The sequence below is a fragment of the Micromonospora sp. CNZ303 genome, assembly GCF_004345505.1.
This window is the reverse complement of record NZ_SLVT01000001.1, coordinates 111516-134847: the sequence shown is the minus strand read 5'-3', so window position 1 is coordinate 134847 and position 23332 is coordinate 111516. Positions and strand designations below refer to the sequence as shown.

The 23332-nt window shown below is 73.6% G+C and carries 18 protein-coding genes; 4 read left to right on the top strand and 14 right to left on the bottom strand.

Annotated elements, in window-relative coordinates; all coding sequences use genetic code 11:
- Positions 1 to 128: 128 nt before the first annotated feature.
- Positions 129 to 2264 carry a DEAD/DEAH box helicase gene (locus EV374_RS00645; RefSeq protein WP_132230844.1) on the bottom strand — a complete coding sequence of 712 codons (2136 nt, stop codon included), beginning with the start codon at positions 2262 to 2264 and terminating at the stop codon, positions 129 to 131.
- A gap of 260 nt (positions 2265 to 2524) precedes the next feature.
- Here EV374_RS00645 and EV374_RS00640 point away from each other — a divergent pair, with 260 nt between their 5' ends.
- Complete coding sequence (locus EV374_RS00640; RefSeq protein ID WP_486485514.1) at positions 2525 to 3376, top strand: hypothetical protein; 852 nt, start codon at positions 2525 to 2527, stop codon at positions 3374 to 3376.
- Positions 3377 to 3529: 153 nt separating this feature from the next.
- Here the strand turns inward: EV374_RS00640 and EV374_RS00635 are convergent, their stop codons facing one another.
- The 6 genes from EV374_RS00635 to EV374_RS00610 form a co-directional block, all read right to left on the bottom strand.
- On the bottom strand, positions 3530 to 4657 hold the full coding sequence (locus EV374_RS00635) for a branched-chain amino acid ABC transporter permease (RefSeq protein WP_132230843.1): 1128 nt from the start codon (positions 4655 to 4657) through the stop codon (positions 3530 to 3532).
- Positions 4654 to 5544, bottom strand: coding sequence for a branched-chain amino acid ABC transporter permease (locus EV374_RS00630; protein ID WP_132230842.1), 891 nt, complete (start codon positions 5542 to 5544; stop codon positions 4654 to 4656). The genes EV374_RS00635 and EV374_RS00630 overlap by 4 nt, the downstream gene beginning before the upstream one ends.
- Positions 5544 to 6308 (bottom strand): branched-chain amino acid ABC transporter ATP-binding protein, encoded by a 765-nt coding sequence (locus tag EV374_RS00625; RefSeq protein ID WP_132230841.1) that lies wholly within the window; start codon positions 6306 to 6308, stop codon positions 5544 to 5546. Before EV374_RS00625 ends, EV374_RS00630 begins: the two co-directional genes overlap by 1 nt.
- Complete coding sequence (locus EV374_RS00620) at positions 6308 to 7051, bottom strand: ABC transporter ATP-binding protein (protein ID WP_132230840.1); 744 nt, start codon at positions 7049 to 7051, stop codon at positions 6308 to 6310. Before EV374_RS00620 ends, EV374_RS00625 begins: the two co-directional genes overlap by 1 nt.
- Before the next feature lie 6 nt (positions 7052 to 7057).
- Positions 7058 to 8257 carry a substrate-binding domain-containing protein gene (locus tag EV374_RS00615; RefSeq protein WP_132230839.1) on the bottom strand — a complete coding sequence of 400 codons (1200 nt, stop codon included), beginning with the start codon at positions 8255 to 8257 and terminating at the stop codon, positions 7058 to 7060.
- Between the two features lie 316 nt (positions 8258 to 8573).
- Complete coding sequence (locus EV374_RS00610) at positions 8574 to 9698, bottom strand: glycerophosphodiester phosphodiesterase (protein WP_132230838.1); 1125 nt, start codon at positions 9696 to 9698, stop codon at positions 8574 to 8576.
- Positions 9699 to 9839: 141 nt separating this feature from the next.
- On the opposite strand from EV374_RS00610, the gene EV374_RS00605 reads away from it, so the two are divergent.
- Together EV374_RS00605 and EV374_RS00600 are read left to right on the top strand one after the other, a co-directional pair.
- A complete protein-coding gene (locus tag EV374_RS00605) occupies positions 9840 to 11174 on the top strand; it encodes a potassium transporter TrkG (RefSeq protein ID WP_132230837.1) in 1335 nt (444 codons plus the stop codon).
- The gene (locus EV374_RS00600) at positions 11164 to 11832 is read left to right on the top strand and encodes a potassium channel family protein (RefSeq protein WP_132230836.1); all 669 of its coding nucleotides are present in this window, start codon (positions 11164 to 11166) and stop codon (positions 11830 to 11832) included. Before EV374_RS00605 ends, EV374_RS00600 begins: the two co-directional genes overlap by 11 nt.
- An 11-nt stretch (positions 11833 to 11843) precedes the next feature.
- Here EV374_RS00600 and EV374_RS00595 read toward each other — a convergent pair whose 3' ends face one another.
- The 7 genes from EV374_RS00595 to EV374_RS00565 all read right to left on the bottom strand — a co-directional run bounded on the left by EV374_RS00595 (position 11844) and on the right by EV374_RS00565 (position 20624).
- Entirely contained in the window at positions 11844 to 13526 is a 1683-nt protein-coding gene (locus EV374_RS00595) for a serine/threonine-protein kinase (RefSeq protein WP_132230835.1), read from the bottom strand.
- A 70-nt stretch (positions 13527 to 13596) separates the two neighbouring features.
- The gene (locus tag EV374_RS00590; RefSeq protein WP_132230834.1) at positions 13597 to 15150 is read right to left on the bottom strand and encodes a fused MFS/spermidine synthase; all 1554 of its coding nucleotides are present in this window, start codon (positions 15148 to 15150) and stop codon (positions 13597 to 13599) included.
- A gap of 36 nt (positions 15151 to 15186) precedes the next feature.
- Entirely contained in the window at positions 15187 to 16230 is a 1044-nt protein-coding gene (locus tag EV374_RS00585; RefSeq protein WP_132231307.1) for a VldE C-terminal domain-containing protein, read from the bottom strand.
- Positions 16231 to 16422: 192 nt separating this feature from the next.
- Positions 16423 to 17235, bottom strand: coding sequence for an inositol monophosphatase family protein (locus EV374_RS00580; RefSeq protein ID WP_132230833.1), 813 nt, complete (start codon positions 17233 to 17235; stop codon positions 16423 to 16425).
- Positions 17228 to 17680, bottom strand: a complete 453-nt coding sequence (locus EV374_RS00575) for a response regulator (RefSeq protein ID WP_132230832.1) — start codon at positions 17678 to 17680, stop codon at positions 17228 to 17230. Before EV374_RS00575 ends, EV374_RS00580 begins: the two co-directional genes overlap by 8 nt.
- Positions 17677 to 19449 (bottom strand): sensor histidine kinase, encoded by a 1773-nt coding sequence (locus tag EV374_RS00570; protein WP_486485513.1) that lies wholly within the window; start codon positions 19447 to 19449, stop codon positions 17677 to 17679. The genes EV374_RS00575 and EV374_RS00570 overlap by 4 nt, the downstream gene beginning before the upstream one ends.
- Positions 19446 to 20624 (bottom strand): fused response regulator/phosphatase, encoded by a 1179-nt coding sequence (locus tag EV374_RS00565; protein ID WP_132230830.1) that lies wholly within the window; start codon positions 20622 to 20624, stop codon positions 19446 to 19448. Before EV374_RS00565 ends, EV374_RS00570 begins: the two co-directional genes overlap by 4 nt.
- Positions 20625 to 20931: 307 nt before the next feature.
- Between EV374_RS00565 and EV374_RS00560 the strand changes: the two genes are divergently transcribed.
- Positions 20932 to 23307, top strand: a complete 2376-nt coding sequence (locus EV374_RS00560; protein ID WP_132230829.1) for a M28 family peptidase — start codon at positions 20932 to 20934, stop codon at positions 23305 to 23307.
- Positions 23308 to 23332: the final 25 nt, after the last annotated feature.

Sequence of the window (23332 nt, the reverse complement as noted above, 5' to 3'; positions counted from 1 at the left end):
GCACCGCGCCGACCCGCCGGTGGCGCGGCGTGGCGGCGGTCGCAGTCCGCCCCCGCCGGGAACTTTCCCGGCCGGTCCGGTCACGACGCCGGGCGGCCGGCAGTGGGCGGGCGGGCGGCGCCGGTGGCTCAGCCGGCCACGGCCAGGGCGAGCGGGAGCACGTCGGGGGCGCCGGCCCGGCGCAGCTCCCGGGCGGCCATCGTCATCGTCCAGCCCGAGTCGACCAGGTCGTCGACGAGGAGCACGGGCCCGTCGAGCCCGGCGAGGGCGTCGGCCAGGTCGTCCGGCACGGCGAAGGCGCCGTGCAGGGCGCGTACCCGCTGGGCGCTGTTGCCGCGCGGGCCGCCGGCCGGCGCGCCGGTCGGCGTCACCGCACCGAGCAGCGGCAGCCGGCCCACGGCGGCGATCCGCTCGGCGAGCGAGCCGACCAGCCGGGGCCGGCGACGCGAGCCGACCGCTACCACCCCGACCGGGCGGCGCGGCCACCTCTCATCGCCGTGCGCCCACGCCTTCAACACCTCGACCACGGCGGCGGCCACGTCGTCGGGGACGGCCACGTCCACCGCCTCCGGCCCGACCAGGTCGCGCAGCCGGCCGCCCCACCCCAGGTCGGACAGCCGCCCCACCGCGCGCCCCGGCAGCGCCTGCTCCGCCGGGGCGATCCGCCCCTTCAGCGGTACGCCCACCGCCTCCAGCCCGGTCGGCCAGAGCTTCTTCGGCGTGACTTCCACCCCGGGCCGGCCGAGGAAGGTCTGCGCGGCGGTCAGCGCCACGTCCGACACGTCGGCCGTGAACAGCGGGCCGGCGCAACGGTCACAGCGGCCACAGTCGGCGGCCCCGGCGTCGTCCAGGCACTCGCGCAGGTAGCGCAACCGGCAGTCGGGGGTGGTCGCGTACTCCCGCATGGCCTGCTGCTCGGCGGTGCGCGCCTCGGCGACGCGGCGCAACCGGGCCTCGTCGTAGACCCAGGGTTCCCCGGTGGCGAGCCAGCCGCCGCGCACCCGGCGGACCGCGCCGTCGACGTCGAGCACCTTGAGCATCAGCTCCAGCCGGGCCCGACGCAGGTCGACGATCGGTTCGAGGGCCTGGGTGGAGAGCGGACGGTCGGTGTGCAGGGCGGCCAGGACGGCGCGGACCTGCGCCTCGGGCGGGAAGGCGAGCGAGGCGAAGTAGCGCCAGATCGCGGCGTCCTCGGTGCCGGGCAGCAGCAGCACCTCGGCGTGCGCGACGGCCCGGCCGGCGCGGCCGACCTGCTGGTAGTACGCGATCGGGGACGGCGGCGCGCCGAGGTGCACGACGAAGCCGAGGTCGGGCTTGTCGAAGCCCATGCCCAACGCGCTCGTGGCGACGAGCGCCTTGATCTTGTTGTCCAGCAGGTCCTGCTCGGCGGCCCGCCGGTCGGCGTCCTCGGCCTGCCCCGTGTAGGAGGCGACGGGGTAGCCCCGGGAACGCAGGAACTCGGCGGTCTCCCCCGCCGCGGCGACCGTCAGCGTGTAGACGATGCCCGAGCCGGGGAGCCGGTCCAGGTGGTCGGCGAGCCAGCCCAGCCGGTGCGCCGGGCTCGGCAGCTCGACCACGCCGAGGCGCAGCGACTCCCGGTCCAGGCTGCCGCGCAGCACGAGGGCGTCGCCCAACTGCTCCGCCACGTCGGCGGTGACCCGGGCGTTGGCGGTGGCCGTGGTGGCCAGCACCGGGGTGCGCTCGGGCAGGTTGCCCAGGAACGTACGCAGCCGGCGGTAGTCCGGCCGGAAGTCGTGCCCCCAGTCGGAGACGCAGTGCGCCTCGTCGACCACCAGCAGGCCGGTTGTGGCGGCCAGCTTCGGCAGCACGGTGTCCCGGAAGTCCGGATTGTTGAGCCGCTCCGGGCTGATCAGCAGCACGTCCACGGCACCGGCGTGGATCTCGGCGGTGATCTCGTCCCACTCGTCGAGGTTGGCGGAGTTGATCGTGCGCGCCCGGATGCCGGCGCGGGCCGCAGACTCGACCTGGTTGCGCATGAGCGCCAGCAGCGGCGAGACGATCACGGTGGGCCCGGCGACGCCTTCCGCGCCGGCCGTCTCCCGGTCCCGCAGCAGGGCGGTGGCCACGAAGTAGACCGCCGACTTGCCCCACCCGGTGCGCTGCACGCAGAGCACCCGACGGCGGTCGACCACCAGCGCCTCGATCGCCCGCCACTGGTCCTCGCGGAGCCGGGCGTGCTCGCCGGCCAACCGCCGCAGCACCGCCTCGGCCCGCTCCCGTACCGCCGTCCGATCCTGGCTCATCCGGCATTTCTACCAGCTCCGGCGGACGTTGCCCGCTTCCGCGAGACGGCGGACGCCCGGGGGCACGCCGCCCGACCGCCCTCGGACGGGGACGGTCCGCGTGCGGATCGGCCACCGGTGAGGCCGGTGACCCGCGTCACCACCACGCTCGGCCCGGTCGACGGTGTGCCGGACGGCCGCGCGGGCCTTCAGGGCCAACGCGGCGGCACCGGCGCGTGCCAAGATCTGCGGCGGCAACTGTCCCGCTAGGAAAGAGAATCATGCGAATCACGCAGCAGACCGGCCCCGCCGGCAGGGTCCGGCGGGTCGCGGCGGCGGCCGTGTCCCTGGTGGCCGCGACCTCCCTGGTGGCCGGGTGTGGCGACGACGACGCCCGGGACGCCCCGGCGGCCCCCTCGCCGGTCCCGTCGGCGTCCCCGTCGGCCAACCCGAAGAGCACGCTCCTGGCGGCGGTGCCGGACGAGGAGGACCCGGCCTTCCGGTACAGCGGCAGCGACCCGACCGGCGTCATCACCGGCGTGGTGGACCCGGCGGGCAAGGGCATGGACCTCACCCTGACCGAGAAGAACAAGGAGCTCGACTTCACGATGAAGCTCTCCTTCCGCCTGATCGAGCAGCGCTCCTGGATGAAGGTGAGCTTCGACGGCGCCGAGGAGCTCAGCAGCATGCTGAAGCTGCCGAAGAAGTGGATGGAGCTGGACCACGCGAAGCTGACCGACCCGGCCAGCGTGCCCTACTACGAGGGTGCCGACCCGGGCAACACCGGCGCGATCCTCGGGGCGGTGGGAGACACCGTGACGGACCAGGGCGGCGGGACCTACACCGGGACGGTGGACCTGACCCACGGCGAGCACGTGCGCCAGGCCATGGCCGACGCCGTGGACGTCGACGCGCTGGGCGCCGCGGCGAAGACGCTCCCGTTCACGGCCGTCGTCGGGGCGGACGGGAACCTCACCTCGCTGACCCTGGAGATCCCGGCGGTCGGCAAGCTCAAGGCCACGAAGTACGTCGTGAAGTACTTCGACTTCGGCAAGGCCCCGAAGGTCACCGTGCCGACGGGCAGCCAGGCGCAGAAGGCTCCGGAGTCGGCGTACGAGCTGCTGAACAGCTGACGTACGAGGACGGGAAGGGGTCGCGGTCGCACGAGGGGGCCGCGGCCCGACGTCTGCGGGCCGTCGGTCCCCGTCCACGCGGAGGCCCCGCCGATGACGAGCCGTCGCCGGGCGGCGGCGGCTGCGTCATCGGCGGGGCCGGGGCCCGCGCCGTCAGGGGCGGCGGGACGGGGTGCGCAGGGAGTGCTTCAGGAGCGCCAGGCGCGGGGCGAGGCTGGCCAGGCCGCCGGGGAAGAAGTAGACGGCCAGGATGAAGACCGTGCCGAGCACGAAGAGCGGCTGCGACAGCGGGTTACTCAGGAACGCCGGCAGGGCCTCCACCGCGTCGGACGTGCCGAACGCGACCAGCCGGTGGTCCAGGTACATGTAGAGGATCCCGCCGATCACCGGGCCCCACCGGGTGCCCGGCCCGCCGAGCACCACCATGACCAGCAACGCCAGGGTCCACTCGGAGGAGGTGATGTGCGGCGAGGCGCCACCGACGATCAGGACGTAGACCGCGCCCCCGGCCGCCGCCAGCCCGCCGGCCAGGGTGAACGCCACCAGCTTGAACCGGTACGGGTCGAGCCCGAGCACCCCGATCCGCCGCTCGTCGTCGCGCAGGCCGGCGAGCACCCGCCCGGTCGGCGAGCCGGAGACCCGGTGCACCACGAAGACCACCACGACCAGGTACGCCAGCGCCAGCCAGTAGAGGTTGACGGTGTTGGTGACCCCGACCAGCCCCTCGGGCAGCCCGGAGACGTCCAGCGGCAGCCCCTCCTCGCCGCCGGTGAGCCCGCCGAAGTCGCGGGCCACCAGGATCGCCCCGACCTGGGCGAAGGCGAGCGTCACCATGGCGAACGCGATGCCGACGGTACGCAGCGCCACCGCCCCGAGCAGCGCGGCGAGGATCGTCCCGCCGGTGATCGCGAGCAGCCCCGCCTGCCACAGCGGCAGTCCCGCCTTGGTGACCAGGATGTCGGTGCCGTAGACGCCGGCGGCGAAGTAGAGGGCGTGCCCGAAGGAGAGCATCCCGGTCCGGCCGAAGAGCAGGTCGTACCCGGCGGCCAGGCCGCCGAAGACCAGGCAGACGGCGAGCAGTTGCAGGGTGCCCGGGGAGTTCAGCGCCCCCTCGAAGATCCCCGGCAGGTGCAGCGTCGAGTACGGCAGGATCAGCGCGACCACCAGCGCGACCAGCGGCAGGTACGGGCGCAGCCCGTGCCACCGTCGGCGCCCCGGCGTCAGCTCGTCGGGCACGGCGGCCGGCGGCGCCGGCACCTCGGGGCTCTTGACCTCGGTCATGCCGTTGCCACCTTTCCGGCGATGCCCTGCGGGCGCAGCAGCAGCACCACGGCCAGCAGCGCGACCACGCAGATGTCGCCCAGCCCGGAGGTGCCGTAGTAGTTGACGAACTGTTGGGTCAGGCCCACCGCGACGGCCGCGTACGCGGACCCGATCACCGAGCCCATGCCGCCGATGACCACCACGATGAACGCGAAGATCAGCAGCGAGCCGCCCTGGCCGGGCGAGACGGTGCCGAAGTAGACGCCGCCGAGCGCGCCGGCCAGCGCCGCCGCCGCCCCGCCGATCGCGAAGACCAGGGTGAACGCCTTGCGCACGTCGATGCCGAGCGCGGTGACCATCTCCCGGTTCTCCACGCCGGCCCGGATGATCAGGCCGTAGCGGGTCCAGCGGAGGAAGGCCAGGATCGCGCCGAGCACCAGCACCGCGGCGATGATCAGCAGCAGGCCGCCGTTGGGCACGTTGGCGCCGAGGATCGAGGTGACCTGCCGGGTCCACTCGGGGCGCGGGAACGGCCGGGCGTCCGCGCCCCAGGTCGCCTGGAGCAGCGCCACGCCGGCCAGCGAGAGACCGACGGTGACCAGCACCTGCTCGATGGTGCGGGAGTAGAGGGGCCGGATCAGCACCAGCTCGACCAGCACCGCCACGAGCGTGCCGGCGGCCACCCCGAAGGCGACCGCGACCACGAAGCCGAAGCCGTCCGACCCGGCTCCCGGCAGGTTGCCCGCCGCCCACCAGGTCCCGTACGCGCCGACGCCGAGGAAGACGCCGTGCGCGAAGTTGAGCACGTCGGCCAGGCCGAAGACCAGGGAGAGCCCGCTGGCGACCAGGAAGTAGAGCGCCGCCAGGCCGAGCCCGGTCAGCGTCAACAGGATGACGGTGTCCATCAGTGCTCGTCCTTCCGCGCGCCGGCCGGCGTACCGGCGGGGTGGTGTCCCTCCGCCGAGCCGACGCCCAGCAGCGACTTGGTCAGGGCGGTCTCCAGCAGCAGCTCCTGCGCGTCGCCGGTCCAGGCGACCTGGCCGGCGGCCAGCACGACCGCGTCCCGGGCGAGCCGCCGGACCACGGCCAGGTTCTGCTCGACCAGCAGCACCGGCACGGATTCGGCGACCCGTTCCAGCACCTCGGCCACCTCGGTCACCACCTTCGGTGCGAGCCCCTTGGTCGGCTCGTCGACGAGCAGCAGCCGGTTGTCGTTGAGCAGCACCCGGCCGATCGCGAGCATCTGCTGCTGCCCGCCGGAGAGCGAGCCGGCCCGTTGCCGTCCGCGCCGGTCCAGCTCCGGGAAGAGCGCGAACACCTTGTCGTACGCCGGAATGCTGCCCCGCCGCTCGGCGAGCCGGAGGTTCTCCGCGACGGTGAGGCCGGCGAAGACGCACCGGTCCTCCGGCACGTAGCCCAGCCCGCCGCGGACCAGCCGGTGGGTGGGCCGGGCCAGCAGGCTCTGGGCACCCATCCGCACGGCGCCGCGCACCTCGCCGGCGGGCGGGGTGAGGCCGACGATCGCGCGCAGCGTGGTCGTCTTGCCCACGCCGTTGCGCCCGAGCAGGACGGTGACGCCGGTCGGGGCGACCGTGAAGGACACCCCCTGGAGGATGTGCAGCCCGGCGATGCGGACCGACAGGTTCTCCACACTGAGAATGGGTTCCACTAGAGCGACTCCCCCAGGTAGGCCTCTTGCACGGTGGGGTTGGCCATCACCGTCTCCGGGGTGTCGCAGGCCAGCAGCGCGCCGTGGTGCATCACGGCGATCCGGTCGGCCAGTTCCAGGATGACGTCCATGTGGTGCTCGACCATCAGCACCGACCGGCCGCTGTCGCCGGTGAGCGAGCGGATCACCGAGACCAGCTCGGGCACGTCCTCGGCGCTGACCCCGGCCATCGGCTCGTCGAGCAGCATGACCCGGGGCTCCCCGGCGAGCAGCAGGGCGATCTCCAGCTTCCGCTTCTCGCCGTGGGCGAGGGTGCCGGCCAGCGCCGTACCCCGGTGGGCGAGGCCGACCCGGTCGAGCGCCGCGTCGGCGGCGGCGGCGACCTCCCGGTCGGCCGCCGCCCGCCGCCACAGCTTCATCGAGCCCCCGCGGTGCGCCTGCACGGCGAGCCGGACGTTCTCCCGCACGCTGAGCGAGCCGAAGACCGAGCTTGCCTGGAAGGTACGGCCGAGGCCGAGACGGGCCCGCTGGTGCGGCGGCAGGGAGCCGATGTCCTGCCCGTCGAGGGTGATCCGTCCTTCCGTGGCCCGGCGGATGCCGGTGATCAGGTTGAACAGTGAGGTCTTGCCGGCGCCGTTGGGCCCGATGACGCCGAGGAACTCCCCGGGCGCCAGGTCGAGGTAGACGCTGTCGACGATGGCGACCTCACCGATCCGCCAGGTCAGACCGCGGGTGGCGAGCATCTGGTGTCAGCCCTTCATCGCCACGGCCGGCGGCGCGGACTCGTCCCCGGTCAGCGCCTTCTGGGCGGTGGCCGTGAACGCGGTGCCGCTGCCGGACAGCTTGGCCTGGAACATCGGCTGGAGCAGCGCGTGGTCCTCGGCGCGGATGGTCATCTTGCCCTTGACCCCGTCGAAGCTCCAGCCCTCCAGCGCCTTCACCATCTTCTCGACGTCGTCGCCGCCCTCCTCGATGGCCCGTACGACCATCTGCGCGGCGGCGAAGCCGTCCGGGTGGAACAGGTCGACGGTGCCGACCTTGGCCTTCAGCGCCTTCACGGCCTCGTTGTCGGAGGCTCCGTCGAAGTAGTGCGACAGGAAGGAGATCTTGCTGCCGGCGGCGCCGAAGGTCGGCCACGAGGCGCGGATGTCCAGGCCGGTGACGACCGTGGTGGAGGAGAGCACGCCCTGCTGGTCGAGCGTCTGCCACATCGCGGGGGCGGTGGTCCCGGCCCAGGCGACGAAGAGCAGGTCCGGCTTGGCGGACTTGATCTGGCTGGCGAACGGGGTGAACTCGGTGGCGCTGGCCGGCGCCCGGACGCTGCTGACGGCCGCACCCGCGCCGCCGATGACGGCCTTCACGGCCGCTTCGTTGGCGTCGCCGAAGGCGCCGTCCTGGGCGAAGACCACGACCTTCTTGCCGGCTGGGTCGCCGATGAACGACTTGGCGGTGACCACGTCCTGGTACGACTGCCGCCCGGAGCGGAACGTGTACTTGTTGGCGCCGGTCACCGCGTCGGTGGCGGCGGGTCCGGAGATGAAGAGGACCTTGTTCTGGGCGGCGATCGGGGCGACCTGGAGGGCCACGCCGGAAGCCGTCGAGCCCGCGATGATCTTGTTGCCCTTGCCGATCAGGTCCTTGGCCGCGGAGACCGCCTTCGCCGGGTCACCCGCGTCGTCGACCTCGGTGACCTCGACGGCCCGGTCGCCCACCTTGTTGGTGCCCTTGGTGGCGAAGTCGAGGCCGGCCTTGAATCCCTCGATGTACTGCTTGCCGTAGCTGGCGAGGGCTCCCGACTGGGAGTAGACCAGGCCAACCTTCACCGGGGCGGCGCTGTCGCCGCCCCCGGAGGCGGTGTCCTGCGGGCTGCCACAGGCCGTGGCGGCGAGCGCCGCGGCCATCATCGTGGCGGCGGAGAGGAACACCCGCCGCGTCGTCCGGACCGTCATTGCGACTCCACGTGAGGACTCGGAGGTAGGGAACTCATATGACGGCTCACGCTAGAAGTGACGTCACCCACGGGCTATGTGGCCGAAACACACAAGTAACAGGGGTGGGGTGGTCGGGGGTTACAACGATCCCGACGCGGTGGCGACCCCGCCCGTCCGCGATGGGCGCCCGCCCCATCGACGGAAGTGATGCTGTGTCGCTCCGCGCCACCGATTTCCACACCGGGCCGGTCGGGACCGTCGAGATCTTGGTAGGAAAGTGCCCCTTGAGGGGCCGTTTCCTACCAAGATCTCCGGCAAGCCCGTGCGGGGGAGGTCAGCGCCGGGCGAGGCCCTCGCGGGCGGCGACGGCGGTGTCCGGGTGGTCGGTGAAGACGCCGTCGAGGCCGAGGGCGAGGAACAGCTCGTACTCGGCCTGGATGTCGCCGCGCGCGTTGGGATCGGCGCCGATGCGCAGGTCGGTCGGGAGGAACTGGTTCTCGGCCCGGAACGTCCAGGCGTGCACGATCAGCCGCTCGCGGTGCGCGTCCCGCACCAGGGTGGTCGGGGCGAGCAGCCGGCCGGTGGCGTCCCGAGGGACGATCAGGTTCTTGTTGGCACCGACGCCGTCGGCGTACGAGGCGATCCACTTCAGGCCGGCCGGCTTCGCCAGGTCCTGGTAGGTGCGGGCGTCGCCGGCGACGGTGAAGTCGTAGGGGCGGCCGGTGGCGTCGAGCAGCTGCGCGAGCCGGACGTCGATCATCTTGTCGAGCTTGCGCAGGTTGGCCGTCTCGAACGACTGGATGATGACCGGCGAGTTGCGGCGGGTCAGCCCGTTGCGCCGCAGCACCTCGACCAGCGGCTCCTCCAGCGGCAGCCCGATGGACGCGAAGTAGCTGGGGTGCTTGGTCTCCGGATAGACACCGATCGTCCGGCCCCGCGCCCGCCCCTCGCTCCGGGCCAGGTCGATGACCTCCTGGAGGGTGGGCACCTGGAACCGGCCGTCGAAGGCGGTGTTGGTGACACGGACCTTGGGCAGCCGCTCCTTGGCCCGCAGGGTCCGCAGCTCCGCGAGGGTGAAGTCCTCGGTGAACCAGCCGGTGACCGCGACGCCGTCGATGGTCCTCGTGGCCCGGCGCGCGGCGAACTCGGGGCGGGCGGCCACGTCGGTCGTACCGCTGATCTCGTTCTCGTGCCGCGCGACTAGCGCGCCGTCGCGGGTGGCGACCAGGTCCGGCTCGATGTAGTCCGCGCCCTGCCGGATCGCCAACCGGTAGGCCTCCAGGGTGTGCTCGGGCCGGTAGCCGCTGGCGCCCCGGTGACCGATCACGAGCGGCCGGTCCGCCGCCCGGGCACGCTCGGCGGCGGGTGCCGGGGCGGCCGAGGCTGTCAGCGCCGGCACGGCCACGGCCGCCGCGAGCAGGGCGCCGGCCAGGCCGAGGGCGGAAAGGGTACGTCGCAACGCAGTCTCCTTGTCGTCGAGGAATCCGCCTCAGCAGACAGGCCCGCGTTGACGGCGAGTTGGTCGGTGCCTGGCCGGCGGATGAACCCTCGGGATGCCGGTTTCCACACCCGATCCGCAGCGGAAAAGGAAGATTGTCTGGTGCGCCGGCTTCTCCGTCACCCCGTGCGGCTCGTGCCGCTCGGCTTCCTGGTGACGATCCTGGTCGGCACCGGGCTGCTGATGCTGCCCTGGGCCACCAGCGAGTACCGGCACACCCCGTTCCTGACCGCCCTCTTCACCGCCACCTCGGCGGTCTCGGTGACCGGGATGGCGGTGGTGGACACCCCGAACTACTGGAACGGCTTCGGGCTCGTGATGATCACCGTGCTCACCCAGGTCGGCGGCCTCGGCATCGTGACCGGTGCGACCCTGGTGATCCTCGTGGTGGCCCGGCGGCTGGGGCTGCGCAGCCGGCTGCTGGTGCAGGCCGAGACCGCCGAGTTCGGCATCGGCGACGTACGCCGGCTGCTGCTGCACATCGCCGGCCTGGCGCTGGCCTGCGAGGCGGTCATCACCGCGATCCTGACCGCCCGGCTGTGGCTCGCCTACGACTACCCGTTCGGCCGGGCCCTCTGGGGCAGCGTCTTCCACGCCGTCCAGGCGTTCAACAACGGCGGGTTCGCCCTCTACACCGACGGCCTGGTCGGCTTCTCCACCGACGCCTGGGTCACCCTGCCGCTGGCGATCGGCACGATCGTCGGCGGGCTGGGCTTCCCGGCGCTCTTCGAGGCGGTGCGGGAGTGGCGGCAGCCCACGCGGTGGGCGGTCTCCACCAAGCTGACCGTCTGGGGCAGCCTGACACTGCTGGTGGTGGGCTTCACCGCCCTGCTGACCATCGAGTGGGCCAATCCGCGCACCCTGGGCATCTACACCTGGCCGGACAAGCTCCTGGTGGCGTTCGCCCAGAACTCGTACATCCGCACCGGCGGTTTCAACGTCCTGAACGTGGACGGCCTGGAGGATGAGAGCTATCCCCTCTTCATCGTGCTGATGTTCATCGGCGGCGGCAGCGCCAGCACGGCCGGCGGGATCAAGGTGGCGACCTTCTTCCTGCTCGCCTTCCTGATGTGGGCGGAACTGCGGGGAGAGCCGGACGTGACGGTGGGGAAACGCCGGGTGGCCACCGCCAGCCAGCGGCAGGCCATCACCGTCGCCCTGCTCAGCGTCGCGCTGGTGGCCTGCGGCACGGTGCTGCTGATCTTCCTCACCGAGGGAGTCCCCTACTACGCGGCGCTGTTCGAGGTCACCTCGGCGCTCACCACCACCGGCCTCAGCGTCGGGGTCGCCGCGGCGCTGCCGGAGAACGGCCAGCTCGCCCTGATCATCCTCATGTTCGTCGGCCGGATCGGGCCGCTGACCCTCGGGTCGGCGCTCGCCCTCAACACCCGCCGCCGGCTGTACCGCTACCCGGAGGAGCAACCCATTGTCGGCTAGGAGGACGGACGAGGGCAGTGTCGTGGTGATCGGACTGGGCCGGTTCGGGTGTCACCTGTCCGGCGCGCTGGCCGCGATGAACCACGAGGTACTGGCGATCGACCGCAACCCGGAGCAGGTGCAGCGGTGGTCGGCGCAGCTCGACCGCGTCGTGCAGGCCGACGCCACCGAGGAGGGGTCGCTGCGCCAGCTCGGCGTGGCGGACTTCGGCCGGGCGGTGGTCGCCATCGGCGCCTCGTTGGAGGCGAGCGTGCTGACGGTGCTGGCGCTGGTCGACTTGGGCGTACCGCGGATCTGGGCGCGGGCCACCTCGACGAAGCACGCCAAGATCCTGGACTCGGTCGGCGCGCACCACGTGATCTTTCCCGAGGCGGAGACCGGGGAGCGGCTGGCCCACCTCATCGTCAGCAGGATGCTCGACTTCATCGAGTTCGGCGACGACTTCGCCATCGCCAAGGTGTGCGCCCCGGAGGCGATGCTCGGCCGGCCGCTCTCGGAACTGACGCCCACCGGGCGCTACGGGGTGCGCGTGGTGGGCGTGAAGCTGCCCGGGGAACGCTTCCGGTACGCCACCGACGCCACCGTGATCGCCCCGGGCAGCATGCTGATCGTCGAGGGGGACATCGAGCAGGTGCAACGGTTCGCGGAGTTCAGCTGACCCCGGCGGGCTCAGTCGTCATCGTCATCGTCCCTTTCCGTGTCCCTTTCCCTTTCCGTTTCCTGGCTTACTTTTTTTCCACCACCCGCCTTGCCCTTGCCCTTGCCGGAGTTGTCGGACCTGGCCTTCGACCCGCCGGAACTCCCGGCCGACGTGCCGGCCTTCTTCGTCGGAGCCTTGACGGTGGGCGCCTTGACCGGCGCCTTGACCGGCGCCTTCGTGGGTGCCACGCTGGGCGCCGCGCCGGCCACCCCGGAGACCTGCACCCCGCAGGCCTCGTCGCCGAGGCGGAACTCCAGCGGCAGCGGGTTGGCCCCGCCGTGGCGGCCGGTCAGGGTGAGTTTCTCGGACGCGCCGGGGGCCAGCGCGGCCCGCTCCGGAGCCGGCTCCACGAGCACCGTGCGCCCCTGCTGGCGCACCGCGACGGGGGTCGCTCTCGTCACCGTCTGCTGGCTGGGGAAGGTGAAGCTCAGTCGCCAGTCGCGCAACTCCCGCTTGCCGACGTTGGTCAGGGTCAGCTCGGCGGCGAAGTCCTTGCCGGAGTCCGTGCGCAGCGCGTACGTGACCCGGCAGGGCGGCGGCGTCTCCGCTCCCATCCGCGCCTCCGTCGGCTGGTCGATGCCGCCGCTGGCGGGGCTGTGCGAGGTCACCCCCCACAGCGCCGCGGTCACCGCCACCAGCCCGGCGGCGGCCACCCCCGCCTCGATCCGCCGGCGCCGGGTCGCCGCGCGCCGGTTGCGCGTACGGGAGAACGGCAGCGCGTCGGTCGCGGCGGACCAGGGCAGGATCGTGGTGCCGGCGGCGGCCAGCGCGGCCTCGTCCACGGGCCCCGATGCGGGGGAGACCGGCACCGGGGCGATCATGCCGGCGGCCTCGGCGAGCGTCCGCGCGACCTCAGCCGTGGGGGGCCGGTCGCCCGGGCGCTTGGCCAGGCAGCGGCTCACGAGCTCGCGCACCTCGTCGGGCAGCCCCGGCACCGGCGGCATCGGCTCCGGCTCGTTGTACATGTGCGCGCGCAGCATCTGCGTGGTGGTGCTCGCCTGCCACGGCAACCGGCCGGTGAGCATCCGGTAGAGCAGCAGGCCGACCGCGTACACGTCGGTGGCCGGGGAGACCTGGCCGTTGTCGAGCCGCTCCGGGGCGAGGTACGCGGGGGTGCCGAGCAGTGCGCCGTCCGGCCCCTTCTCCTTCTCCCCCACCAGCGCGGAGATGCCGAAGTCGACCACCTTCACGCCGGTGGCGGTCAGCATGACGTTGCCCGGGGTGACGTCGCGGTGCACCACGCCACGGGCGTGCGCGGTGGCCAGCGCCGAGGTGACCTCCGCGCCGATCGTCACCGCCTCCCGCCAGGGCAGACTGCCCCGGCGCAGCCGGCCGGTCAGCGACTCCCCGTCGACCAGCTCCATGACGACGTACGGCACGGTCAGGCCGACCTGCTCCGACTCGCCGTAGTCGTACACGTTGGTGATGTTGGGGTGGCACAGCCTTGCGGCGGCCTGCGCCTCGATCCGGATGCGGTGCCGGAACGCGCGGTCGGCCGCCAGCCGCGACGCGAGCACCTTGACCGCCACCTGCCGGCCCAGCACCTCGTCGTAGCCGCGCCAGACCACGGACATGCCGCCCGCCCCCAGCTGCTCGATCAGCCGGTACCGCTCGCCCAGCAGTTGTGCGCCGTCCCGGATCGGTCCACCCATGAGAGTCGTTGTTGCCCCGGACCGACCCGGCTACACCTGAAGGGTCGGAATCGGTCAGCGATTCACCCGTTCAGGCGGTGGCGAGGAGCTGGTCCACGGGCGCGTAGTCGTCGGTCAGCACCAGCGCCTCGCCGACGAACGCGGTGAGGTCCGCGCCCGCCAGCAGGCTGGCGTCCTCCCGCGCCTCGGCCAGCCGGGCGCGGAGCGCCTCCAGCGGCAGCGGGGCGTCGGAGGCGACGATGAGGAAGTTCGAGCCCTCCTGGCCGGCGAGCGCGGCCGCCGGGGCGATCAGGGCGACGTGCCGGAACTCGGCGGCGACGGTGGCCAGCTCGCTGCGGATGAAGCGCAGCGGCGGGTAGTCGATGACGTTCTGCACGTAGACGCCGCCCGGGCGGGTCACCCGGCGGACCTCGGCGGCCATCTCCCGGGTGGCGAGGTGCCAGGGCACCACCAGGTGCCCGAACGCGTCGCCGACCACGAGGTCGCGGCTGTCGGTGGCCTCCCCCGCGACGAGCAGCCGGGCGTCACCCACGACCGCCCGCAGGTCTGGCCCCTGGCGTACGCCGAGCTGCCGCTCGCCCAGCTCGACCAGTCCGCCGTCGATCTCGAACACGACGTTGTCGGTGCCCGGGCGGGTGGCGGTCAGGTAGCGGGGCACGGTGAACCCGCCGCCGCCCAGGTGCAGCGCGTCGAGCCGCTGCCCCTTCGGGGCGACCACGTCGGCCACCGCCCCGATCCACCGGGTGTACGCGTACTCCAGGTGGGTGGGGTCGGCGAGGTCCACGTACGAGTGCTGGGCCGAGTTGAGCAGCAGGGTGCGGCCGGAGTCCCGGCCGGGATCGACCTCCACGCTGGCGCAGTGGTAGGCGGTCTCGATGTCGCACGGGTTCGGGGCGACGGTGGTCAGCCCGGCGCCGACGAGACCGAGCACCGCCAGGGCGGCCCTGGCGCGGGCGGGGCCGGGCAGCTCCGCGCGGTCCTGGCGGCGCAGCCACACCCCGAGGCCGAGCCCGGTGAGCCCGAGCGAGGCCGCCAGGGCGAACAGGATGACCGTGCTGGACAGCGCGGCCACCAGCACGAACCCGGTGACCAGGGTGGCCGTGACCGCGCCCAGCGTGCCCACGCTGGAGAGCCGGCCGACCACCTGGCCGGTGCGCCGCAGGTCGGCGAGCTGGAGCTTGACCACCAGCGGGGTGACGGCGGCGAGCAGGGCCGCCGGCACGAAGACGGCGAGCGCGACGAGCAGCAGGATGGCCGAGGCCGCTCCGCCGCGCAGCACCTCGCCGGCGTACCGGACGACGGGCAGGGTGACGGCCGTGGCGATGCCGGCCAGCACCAGCGCCGGGGCCAGCATCGTCCTCGGGTTGCGCCGGTCAGCCAGCCAGCCGCCCGTCCACGCGCCGTAGGCGATGGCGGCCAGGGCGATGCCGATGACCGAGCTGGTCACCTGGAGGGTCACCCCGACGTACGGCCCGACCAGCCGCAGTGCGGCGGTCTCCAGCACCAGGACGGCTCCGCTGGAGAAGAAGACCAGGAAGGCGGCGAGGCCGTTGGGCAGGGCCCGGGCGGTCGGGGCCGCCGGAGTGGCGGACGGGACCGTGACGTCGGAGGATGGGGAGCTCACCCGCGCGATGGTACGCAGGAAAACTGGGCGCCCGGGTCAGTACATCGAGAGATGAACATGGTTCGTGTGGTCGGCGGCGGGGCTGCCGCTGCCGCCGTACGCCCGCCAGCCGGTGCCGGGGTGCCAGATCTGCCGGTACCAGATCACGTAGAGCACGCCCAGCCGGCTCGCGTTGCGCACGTGCCAGGCGGCGAGGCTGTCCCCGTACGACTTGTCCCCGCCGGTGGCGGTCTTGTCCTCGAACCCGCCCGTGGCGGCCGAGAAGTCGCAGGCCCGGCCCTTGGGGTGTTCGCCGGAGCCGCCGCTGCGGTAGCAGGAGACGTGCCGCTTGTAGCCCGCGGCCTGGGTCTGCTTGAGGGCGTTGAGCGTGCGCGGGGTGATGCAGCCGGAGGTGGTCGGGTCGTTCACCGAGCAGGACTCCGACGGCCAGGAGCCGTCCGAGTTGCGGGGGGCCGGCTTCGCCGAGGAGGAGTTACCGCCGCTGAAGCCGCCGCTGCTGCCCGAGCTGACCTCCGCCAGCGCCGCCTCGGCCTCCTTCTTCTTCTTCGCCATCACGGCGAGCTGCTTCTGCTGCTCCCGCACCTCGGTGTCGATGGCGATCTTGGCCTGCCGCGCCTGCTCCCGCGCCTCGATCAGGCTGCGCAGCCGCCTGCTGTCGCGCTGTGCCATCAGGTCCAGGCTGGCCGCCCGGTCCAGGAACGCCTCCGGGGAGGCGCTGTTGAGCAGCATCGACGTGGGCGTCAGCCGGCCCAGCCGGTAGGACTGGGCGGCCACCTCGCCGACCTGCGCGGTCAGCTCGACCAGCCGGACCTCCACCGCGCCCAACTGCACGGCCAGCTGCTTCTGCCGGACCTTGGAGTTCTCCAGCTTCCCCTTGGCCTCGATGTGCGCCTTGGCGGTGGCTTCCAGAGCGTCCCGGAGCTTCTTGGTGCCGCCCTCGTTGGGCTCCGCGTACGCCGGCACGGCGCCCACGCCGAAGAGCAGCGTGACGGCGACGAGCAGGGCGGTCAGCGGACGGCGGGCACGCCGCCCCGCCGACAGGGCGGGCAGCGGGCGGCGGCCGCGACGCCCGACGGGCATGGTCCTGCGCACGAAAGCATCCTTCCGTCGGCCGCCGGCCCCGGATGACAACACGGCGCGGCGGCGGCCCCCGCCGGGCGCCGGTCGGCGGCCTGCTGGCGGAGACCGGCGGTCAGGGTACCGGACGGAGCCCGCCGGGCCAGGCCCGCGAACGCCCGGGCCGCCGAACGTCCACGCAGGGTCGCAACGGCGTCACGCGCCGTCGAGCAGTGCCTCGCGTACCCCCACCCAGATCTGCTCGCTCGCGGCGACCAGGAGGCCGTGGCCGGCGTCCCCCGGGCGGTAGTCGGTGCCGTCGAAGCGCCGGGCGACCCCGCCCGCCGCCCGGACCAGCAGGGTGCCCGGGGCGTGGTCCCACGGCAGGGTGCGCCAGAAGAGCACGAAGTCCTGGTCCCCGGTCAGCACGTCCAGGTATTCCCGGCCGGCGCAGTGCTGGCCGGGCAGCATCTCGCCCAGCCGCGCGCCGCCCGCCTCGACCAGCGCGCGCGGCGCGGCCGGCAGCGCGTGCGACATCGCGGCGCCGCGCACCGCGCCGAGCGCGGGCGTCCGGTCGCCGGTCCGCACAGGTTGGCCGTCGAGCCAGGTGCCCTCGCCGGCCCGCGCGACGGCCAGCGTCCCGGCGAGCGGGTCGAGCACCCACGCGGCAGCCGGCTCCTCGTCGGTCAGCAGCGCCACCATCAGCGCGAACGGCTGCCGGCCGGCGGCGAAGTTCGAGGTGCCGTCGACCGGGTCGACGAGCCACACGTCGCCGGAGCCGCGCAGGTGCTCCAGCAGGGCCGGGTCGTCGGCGACCGCCTCCTCGCCCACCACGACCGAGCCGGGACGCAGCCGGCGCAGGGCGGCCGAGATCACCTCCTCGGCGCGGCGGTCGGCGACGGTGACGAGGTCACCCGGCGCCTTCTCGCTCACGTCGGCGTCGTCGAGCTTGCGGAACAGCGGAAGCACGACCTGGTCGGCGGTCTCGCGCAGCAGACCACCGACGTCGTCGAGCAGGGTGTCAGCCACGCGGCGGCAGCTTCACCACGCTGACGAAGAACTCGTCGATCTGCCGGACCACCGAGATGAAGCGCTCGAAGTCCACCGGCTTCGTCACGTACGCGTTGGCGTGCAGCTGGTAGCTGCGCAGGATGTCCTCGTCGGCCTGGGAGGTCGTCAGCACCACCACCGGGATCCGGCAGAGCTGCTCGTCCTTCTTGATCTCCTCCAGCACCTCCCGGCCGTCGCGGCGGGGCAGGTTCAGGTCGAGCAGGATCAGGTCCGGCTGCACCACGTCGGCGTACTGGCCCTCCTGCCGCAGGTAGGCGAGCGCCTCGGCGCCGTCGGAGACGACGGTCAGCCGGTTGCGGAGCTTGTGCTCCTCGAACGCCTCCTGGGTCATCAACACGTCACCCGGATCGTCCTCGACCAGCAGGACCTCGATCGGGCTCTTGCCGTCCGCCGGCGCGGTCATCCCACCGTCTCCCTCATGTCACCCGTTCTACCGCCTTCCGGTGCCCGGCCGGGCCCGTCCGTGGTCTCCGTCTCGTCGTCGCGCCGGTCGGCCTGCGCCGGGGCACCGCCCGTGCCGGCCCCGGCGGCGGGCTCGTCGTCGTCCCCGGGCGTCCCGTCGCCGTCCCCGGCCACGCTGTCCCCGGCCGCCGGCTCGTCGGCCGTCGACGCGGCGGCCGCCTCGACGTCCTCGGGGAGCGCCGGAAGGGTGAAGCGGATCGCCGTGCCCTCCTCGGTGCCCGTGTCCACCCAGACCCGACCGCCGTGGTACTCCACGATCTTCTTGACGATCGCCAGCCCGATCCCGGTGCCCGGGTACGCGTCCTTCGCGTGCAGCCGCTGGAAGATGACGAAGATCTTGTCGGCGAACTCCGGCTCGATCCCGATGCCGTTGTCCTGGCAGCTGATCTCCCATTCGTCGCCCACGAGACGGGCCGAGACGTGCACCTTCGGGGGCACGTCGGGGCGGCGGAACTTGACCGAGTTGCTGACCAGGTTGGCCAGCAGGTTCGTCAGCAGCGGCTCCTCGCCACGGATGACGGGCAGCTCGCCCCAGGTCAGCTCCGCGTCGGCGTACTGCCGGGCCGCCTCGGTCTGGCCGGCCACGTCGCCCATGACCTTGTTCATGTCGACCTCGGTGAAGCCGGTGGTGAGCCGGCCGATCCGGGAGAAGGCGAGCAGGTCGTTGATCAGGCGCTGCATCCGCTGCGCGCCGTCGACCGCGAACGCGATGTACTGGTCGGCCCGCTCGTCCAACTGCCCCGCGTAGCGGCGCTGGAGGAGCTGGCAGAAGCTGGCCACCTTGCGCAGCGGCTCCTGGAGGTCGTGCGAGGCGACGTACGCGAACTGCTCCAGGTCACGGTTGGAGCGGGTGAGTTCCTCGGCCTGCTTCTGGAGCTGGCTGTTGACCCACTCGATCCGCTCCCGGGCCTCCCGTACCTCGGCCAGGTCCTTGGCGATCTTGCGCCGCATGGCGTCCACGTCCTCGGCGAGCCGGAGGAACTCGGGCGGGCCGGCGCCGGCGATCCCGTGCTGGTAGTCGCCCTCGGCCACCTCGCGGACCTGGTCGGCGAGGCCGGTCAGCGGGCGGATCACCATCTTGTCCAGGGAGACCAGCAGCATGCTGCCGGCGATGATCACCACCGCGAGGGCGGCGATCAGCAGGACGACCAGCAGGTTGCTCGTCCGCAGGACGTCCTCGGCACTGCGCTGCCGGGCCTCGAAGATCTCCTGCTGGAGGTGGTCGACGGCGCCGCGTACGTCGTCGAACTGCTCCCGCGCCTGGTCGGTGATGAGCGCCTGCCCCGCGGTCGTGCCGTTCTGCTGCGTCGTGGTGACCACCGGCACCGCCACCGCCTGGCGCCACGCCTCGGCCCGTTCCTCGACTGTCCGGATCTCCTGCCGAAGCTCCGGATAGTCGTCGACCAGCCGCTGCATCGAGGCGACCAGGTCCTGCTCGCGCTTGCGGCCCGCCTCGTACGGCGTCAGGTCGGCCGGGTTGCCGCTGACCGCGTAGCCGCGGACCGCCGTCTCCTGGTCCAGCAACGCGTTCAGCAGCTCCTGCGCCTGCACCCGCAGCGGGCCGGTCTTGTTCAGGATCGCGTCGATGTGCGTCCGGTTCTTCGCCGCCAGCGCCACCTCGCCGCCGGCCAGCCCGATCAGCAGGACCGCGACGACGGTGAGCAGCGTGACGACCCGCCGGCGCAGGGTCCAGTCGCCGACGCGCGTCACCGGCCACCGCCCCGGCTCACCAGGAGCATGGCGACGTCGTCGGCGAACGGACCGTCGTTGAGCTGCTCGGCGCGCCCGACCAGCCAGGCCGGCAGCTCCGACAGCGGCACGGCGAGGGTCGCCGGATCGGCGAGCAGTCCGCTGAGGCCCGGCACGTCGAGGCGCTCGTCGCCCTCGCCGATCCGGCCCTCGATGAGGCCGTCGGTGTACATCAACAGGGACCAGTCATCGGTGTCGAACTCCAGGTCGTAGGCCACGGGCCGGCGGGGTCGTACGCCGAGCAGCAGGCCGCCTGGCGCCGGAACCGGCACCACCTTGCCCCCGGCGAGCAGCAGCGGCGGCGGGTGCCCGGCCAGCCGGACGGTGGCCCGGTTGGCGTCGAGGTCCAGCCGCACGGTCGCGACGGTCGCGAAGATCTCCTGGAGCCGGCGCTCGCTCATCAGCACCTGTTCCAGCGCCGGGAGCACCTCGTCGTCGGGCACACCGGCGAGGATCAGCGCCCGCCAGGCGACCCGAAGCTCGACGCCGAGGGCCGCCTCGTCCACGCCGTGCCCGCAGACGTCGCCGACGATCAGGTCGAGCCGGTCGGGCCGGGTCTGCACCACGTCGTAGAAGTCGCCGCCGATCAGGGCGGCGTGTCGGCCGGGCCGGTAGAAGGTGTGCACCGCGACCACGTCGGTGGTCATCAGCGGCTGAGGCAGCAGGCCCCGTTCGAGGCGGGCGGACTCGGCCTGGCGCAGCTCGACCTCGCGCAGCCGCCGGGCGTTCTCGTCGGCCCGCTTGCGCTCCACCGCGTAGCGCAGCGCCCGGGTCAGCAGCACGCCGTCGACCTGGCCCTTGACCAGGTAGTCCTGGGCGCCCTCGGCGACCGCGACGATGCCGAGGTGCTCGTCGGAGCGGCCGGTCAGCACGCAGACGGCGGCGCCGCTGGCCATCTCCAGCACTTGACGCAGCCCGTCGAGGCCCTGCGCGTCGGGCAGGCCCAGGTCGAGCAGGACGCAGTCGACGCCCATCACGCGCTGCCGGGCTTCGCTGAGGCTGGTGGCCACCAGCAGGTCGATCATCGAGTTGGTCTCGGCGAGCAGCTCACCGACCAGGAAGGCGTCGCCCTCGTCGTCCTCCACCAGCAGCACCCGCAGCCGCTCGCCGGGAGGCAGGTTGGGATGACGTCCCATGCCGCCGTGCGGATACGGCGCGACGGAGGAACCGGCCAGGCCGGTCCCCCGGTGCGGCCGGGTCACCGCCGCGAGACGCGGGAGATCGCTGGTGATGTCGGGCTCCTTCCGAGTGCCCTGCTGATCCTGTATTAGACAACGTTCGCACACAACACGACGGGCTCCGCATGCGCGGGCATGGGTCGGATCACTGTGCGGCGAGGGGCAAAGCGGGCGTCCGCGCTCCCGCGGCCCACACCGGGAGTCCCGTTGACGGCCGCCGGGGTGCAGGATGGTGCCCACCTGAGACCAGTCCCGAGGAGACCCCGTGGGCGCACCCCCCACCCGCCCCGCCGACCGCGCGCTGGCCCGGCCCCGTCGCCGGCTGGCCGCCGCCGCGGCGGCGCTCGCCGCGCTCGTCGCCGTCGGCGCCGGCACCCTGCTCGACCTGCGCACCCCCGCGCCGCGCCCGGCCGACGCGCCGCCCGGCGAGTTCAGCGCCGCCCGGGCGTACGAGCACGTCGAGGTCGTCGCCGCGCGGACGCACGTGGCGGGCAGCCCCGCCAACGACCAGGTCCGCGCCCACGTCGAGGGGGTGCTGCGCGGCCTCGGCCTGGAGACCGAGGTGCAGGACACCGTCGCGCCCGAGGCCGGCCAGCTCAGTGGGGCGGCCGGCGGGGCCACCCTGGCCCGGGTCCGCAACGTGGTGGCCCGGCTGCCCGGCACCGACCCCACCGGCAAGGTGTTCCTCGTCTCGCACTACGACTCGGTGCAGTCCGGGCCGGGCGGCAACGACGACGCCGCCGGCACCTCGGCCATCCTGGAGGTGGCCCGCGCCCTGGCCGCCGGCCCCCGGCCGCGCAACGACATCGTCTTCGTGCTCACCGACGCCGAGGAGGCGTGCCTGTGCGGGGCGGCGGCGTTCGCGTCCAGCCACCCACTGGCCGCCGGCGGCGGCGTCGTGCTCAACCTGGAGGCGCGCGGCTCGACCGGCCCGGTGATCATGTTCGAGACGTCGCGGGACAACGCCGCCCTGGTGGACGCCTTCGGCCGGGCCGCGCCGCACCCCGTGGGCACCTCGTTCGCCGTGGAGATCTACCGCGCGCTGCCCAACGACACCGACTTCACGGCGTTCCTCGACAACGACTTCGTCGGGCTGAACTCGGCGTACATCGACGGCGGGGCGATCTACCACACCCCGCTCGACACTCCCGCCGCCATGGACCGGGCCAGCCTCCAGCACCACGGCGACAACGCCCTCGGCCTGGCCCGCGAGTTCGGCCGCGTCGACCTGAGGGCGCTGGACTCCGGGCACGACGCCACCTACTTCCCCGTCCCGGGCGGGCTGGTCCGCTACCCCGGCTGGCTGGTGCTGCCCCTGGCCCTGCTCGCGCTCGCCGCCGTGGCGGCCCTCGGCTGGCTCACCCTGCGGCGGGGCCGCACCACCGGGGGCCGGCTCGCCGCCGGGTTCGGGCTGGCGCTGCTGCCGCTCGTGCTCGCCCCGCTCGCCGCGCAGCTGCTCTGGGCGGCGATCACCGCGCTGCGGCCCGGCTACGCCGAGCTGCTCGACCCGTACCGGCCCACCTGGTACCGGCTGGCCGTGGTGGCGCTCGCCGCCGCCGTCCTGTGCACCTGGTACGCGCTCACCCGCCGCCGCGTCGGCCCGGCCGCGCTCGCCGTCGGCGGGCTGGGCTGGCTGGCCGCGCTCGGGGTGCTGCTCGCCGTGCTGGTGCCCGGCGGGGCGTACCTGGTCACCCTTCCGGCCCTGGCCGGCGCGCTGGCCGGGCTGGTCGCGCTGAGCGTGCGGATCGACGGCCCGTGGCCGGTGGTCGCGACGACCCTGGCCGCCGCGGTGGCCGTGGTGATCCTGCTGCCCACCGTCGTCCTGCTCTTCCCGGCGCTCGGCATGGCCATGGGCGGGGTCGCGGCACTGGTCGCGGTGCTGCTCGGCCTCGCCGCGCTGCCGGTGGTCGATCTGTTGCACCCGCAGGCCGGCGGGCAGCGCGGACTGGACGCCGTGCGCGCCCGCCGACTCGGCGCGCTGCCGGCCGCCGCCACCACGCTGGCGGCCGTGGTCCTCGCCGGGGTCGGGCTCGCCGTCGACCGCTTCGACGCCGCGCACCCCGCGCCCACCCACCTGATGTACGCCCTCGACGCCGGCACCGGCCAGGCCCGCTGGCTCAGCCACGAGGAGGACCCGCAGCCCTGGACCGACGGCTACGTCGACGGGGTGACCGAGGTCGCCGACTTCCCCGGCCTGGGCGGCGCCGAGCTGCGCGCCGGCCCGGCGCAGGCGGCGAACCTGCCCGCCCCCAAGCTGGAGGTGCTCGCCGACACCACCGCCGGCGCCGAGCGCACCCTGCGCCTGCGGCTCGTCCCGCAACGCCAGGTCCGGCTGACCACCCTGCACGTCGACGCGGCGACCGCGACGGTGCTGCGGGCGGAGGTGGCCGGCCGGGCGGTGCCGGTGGAGGCCAGGGAGGGCCGCTGGGGCTTCGGCCTGGTCTTCCACGCCCCGCCGCCGGAGGGGATCGAGGTGACGCTCACCGTGACGCCGAAGGCGGGGCAGGTGGCGCTGCGCGCGATGGACGCCAGCGACGGCCTGGACGCCCTGCCCGGCTTCCGGCCCCGCCCGCCCGGCGTGGGGATCAAGGGCTCGCACAGCTCGGAGATGGTGGCCGTGGCCCGCACCTACCCGTTCTAGGGCGGACGGCTCCGCTCCAGGGCAG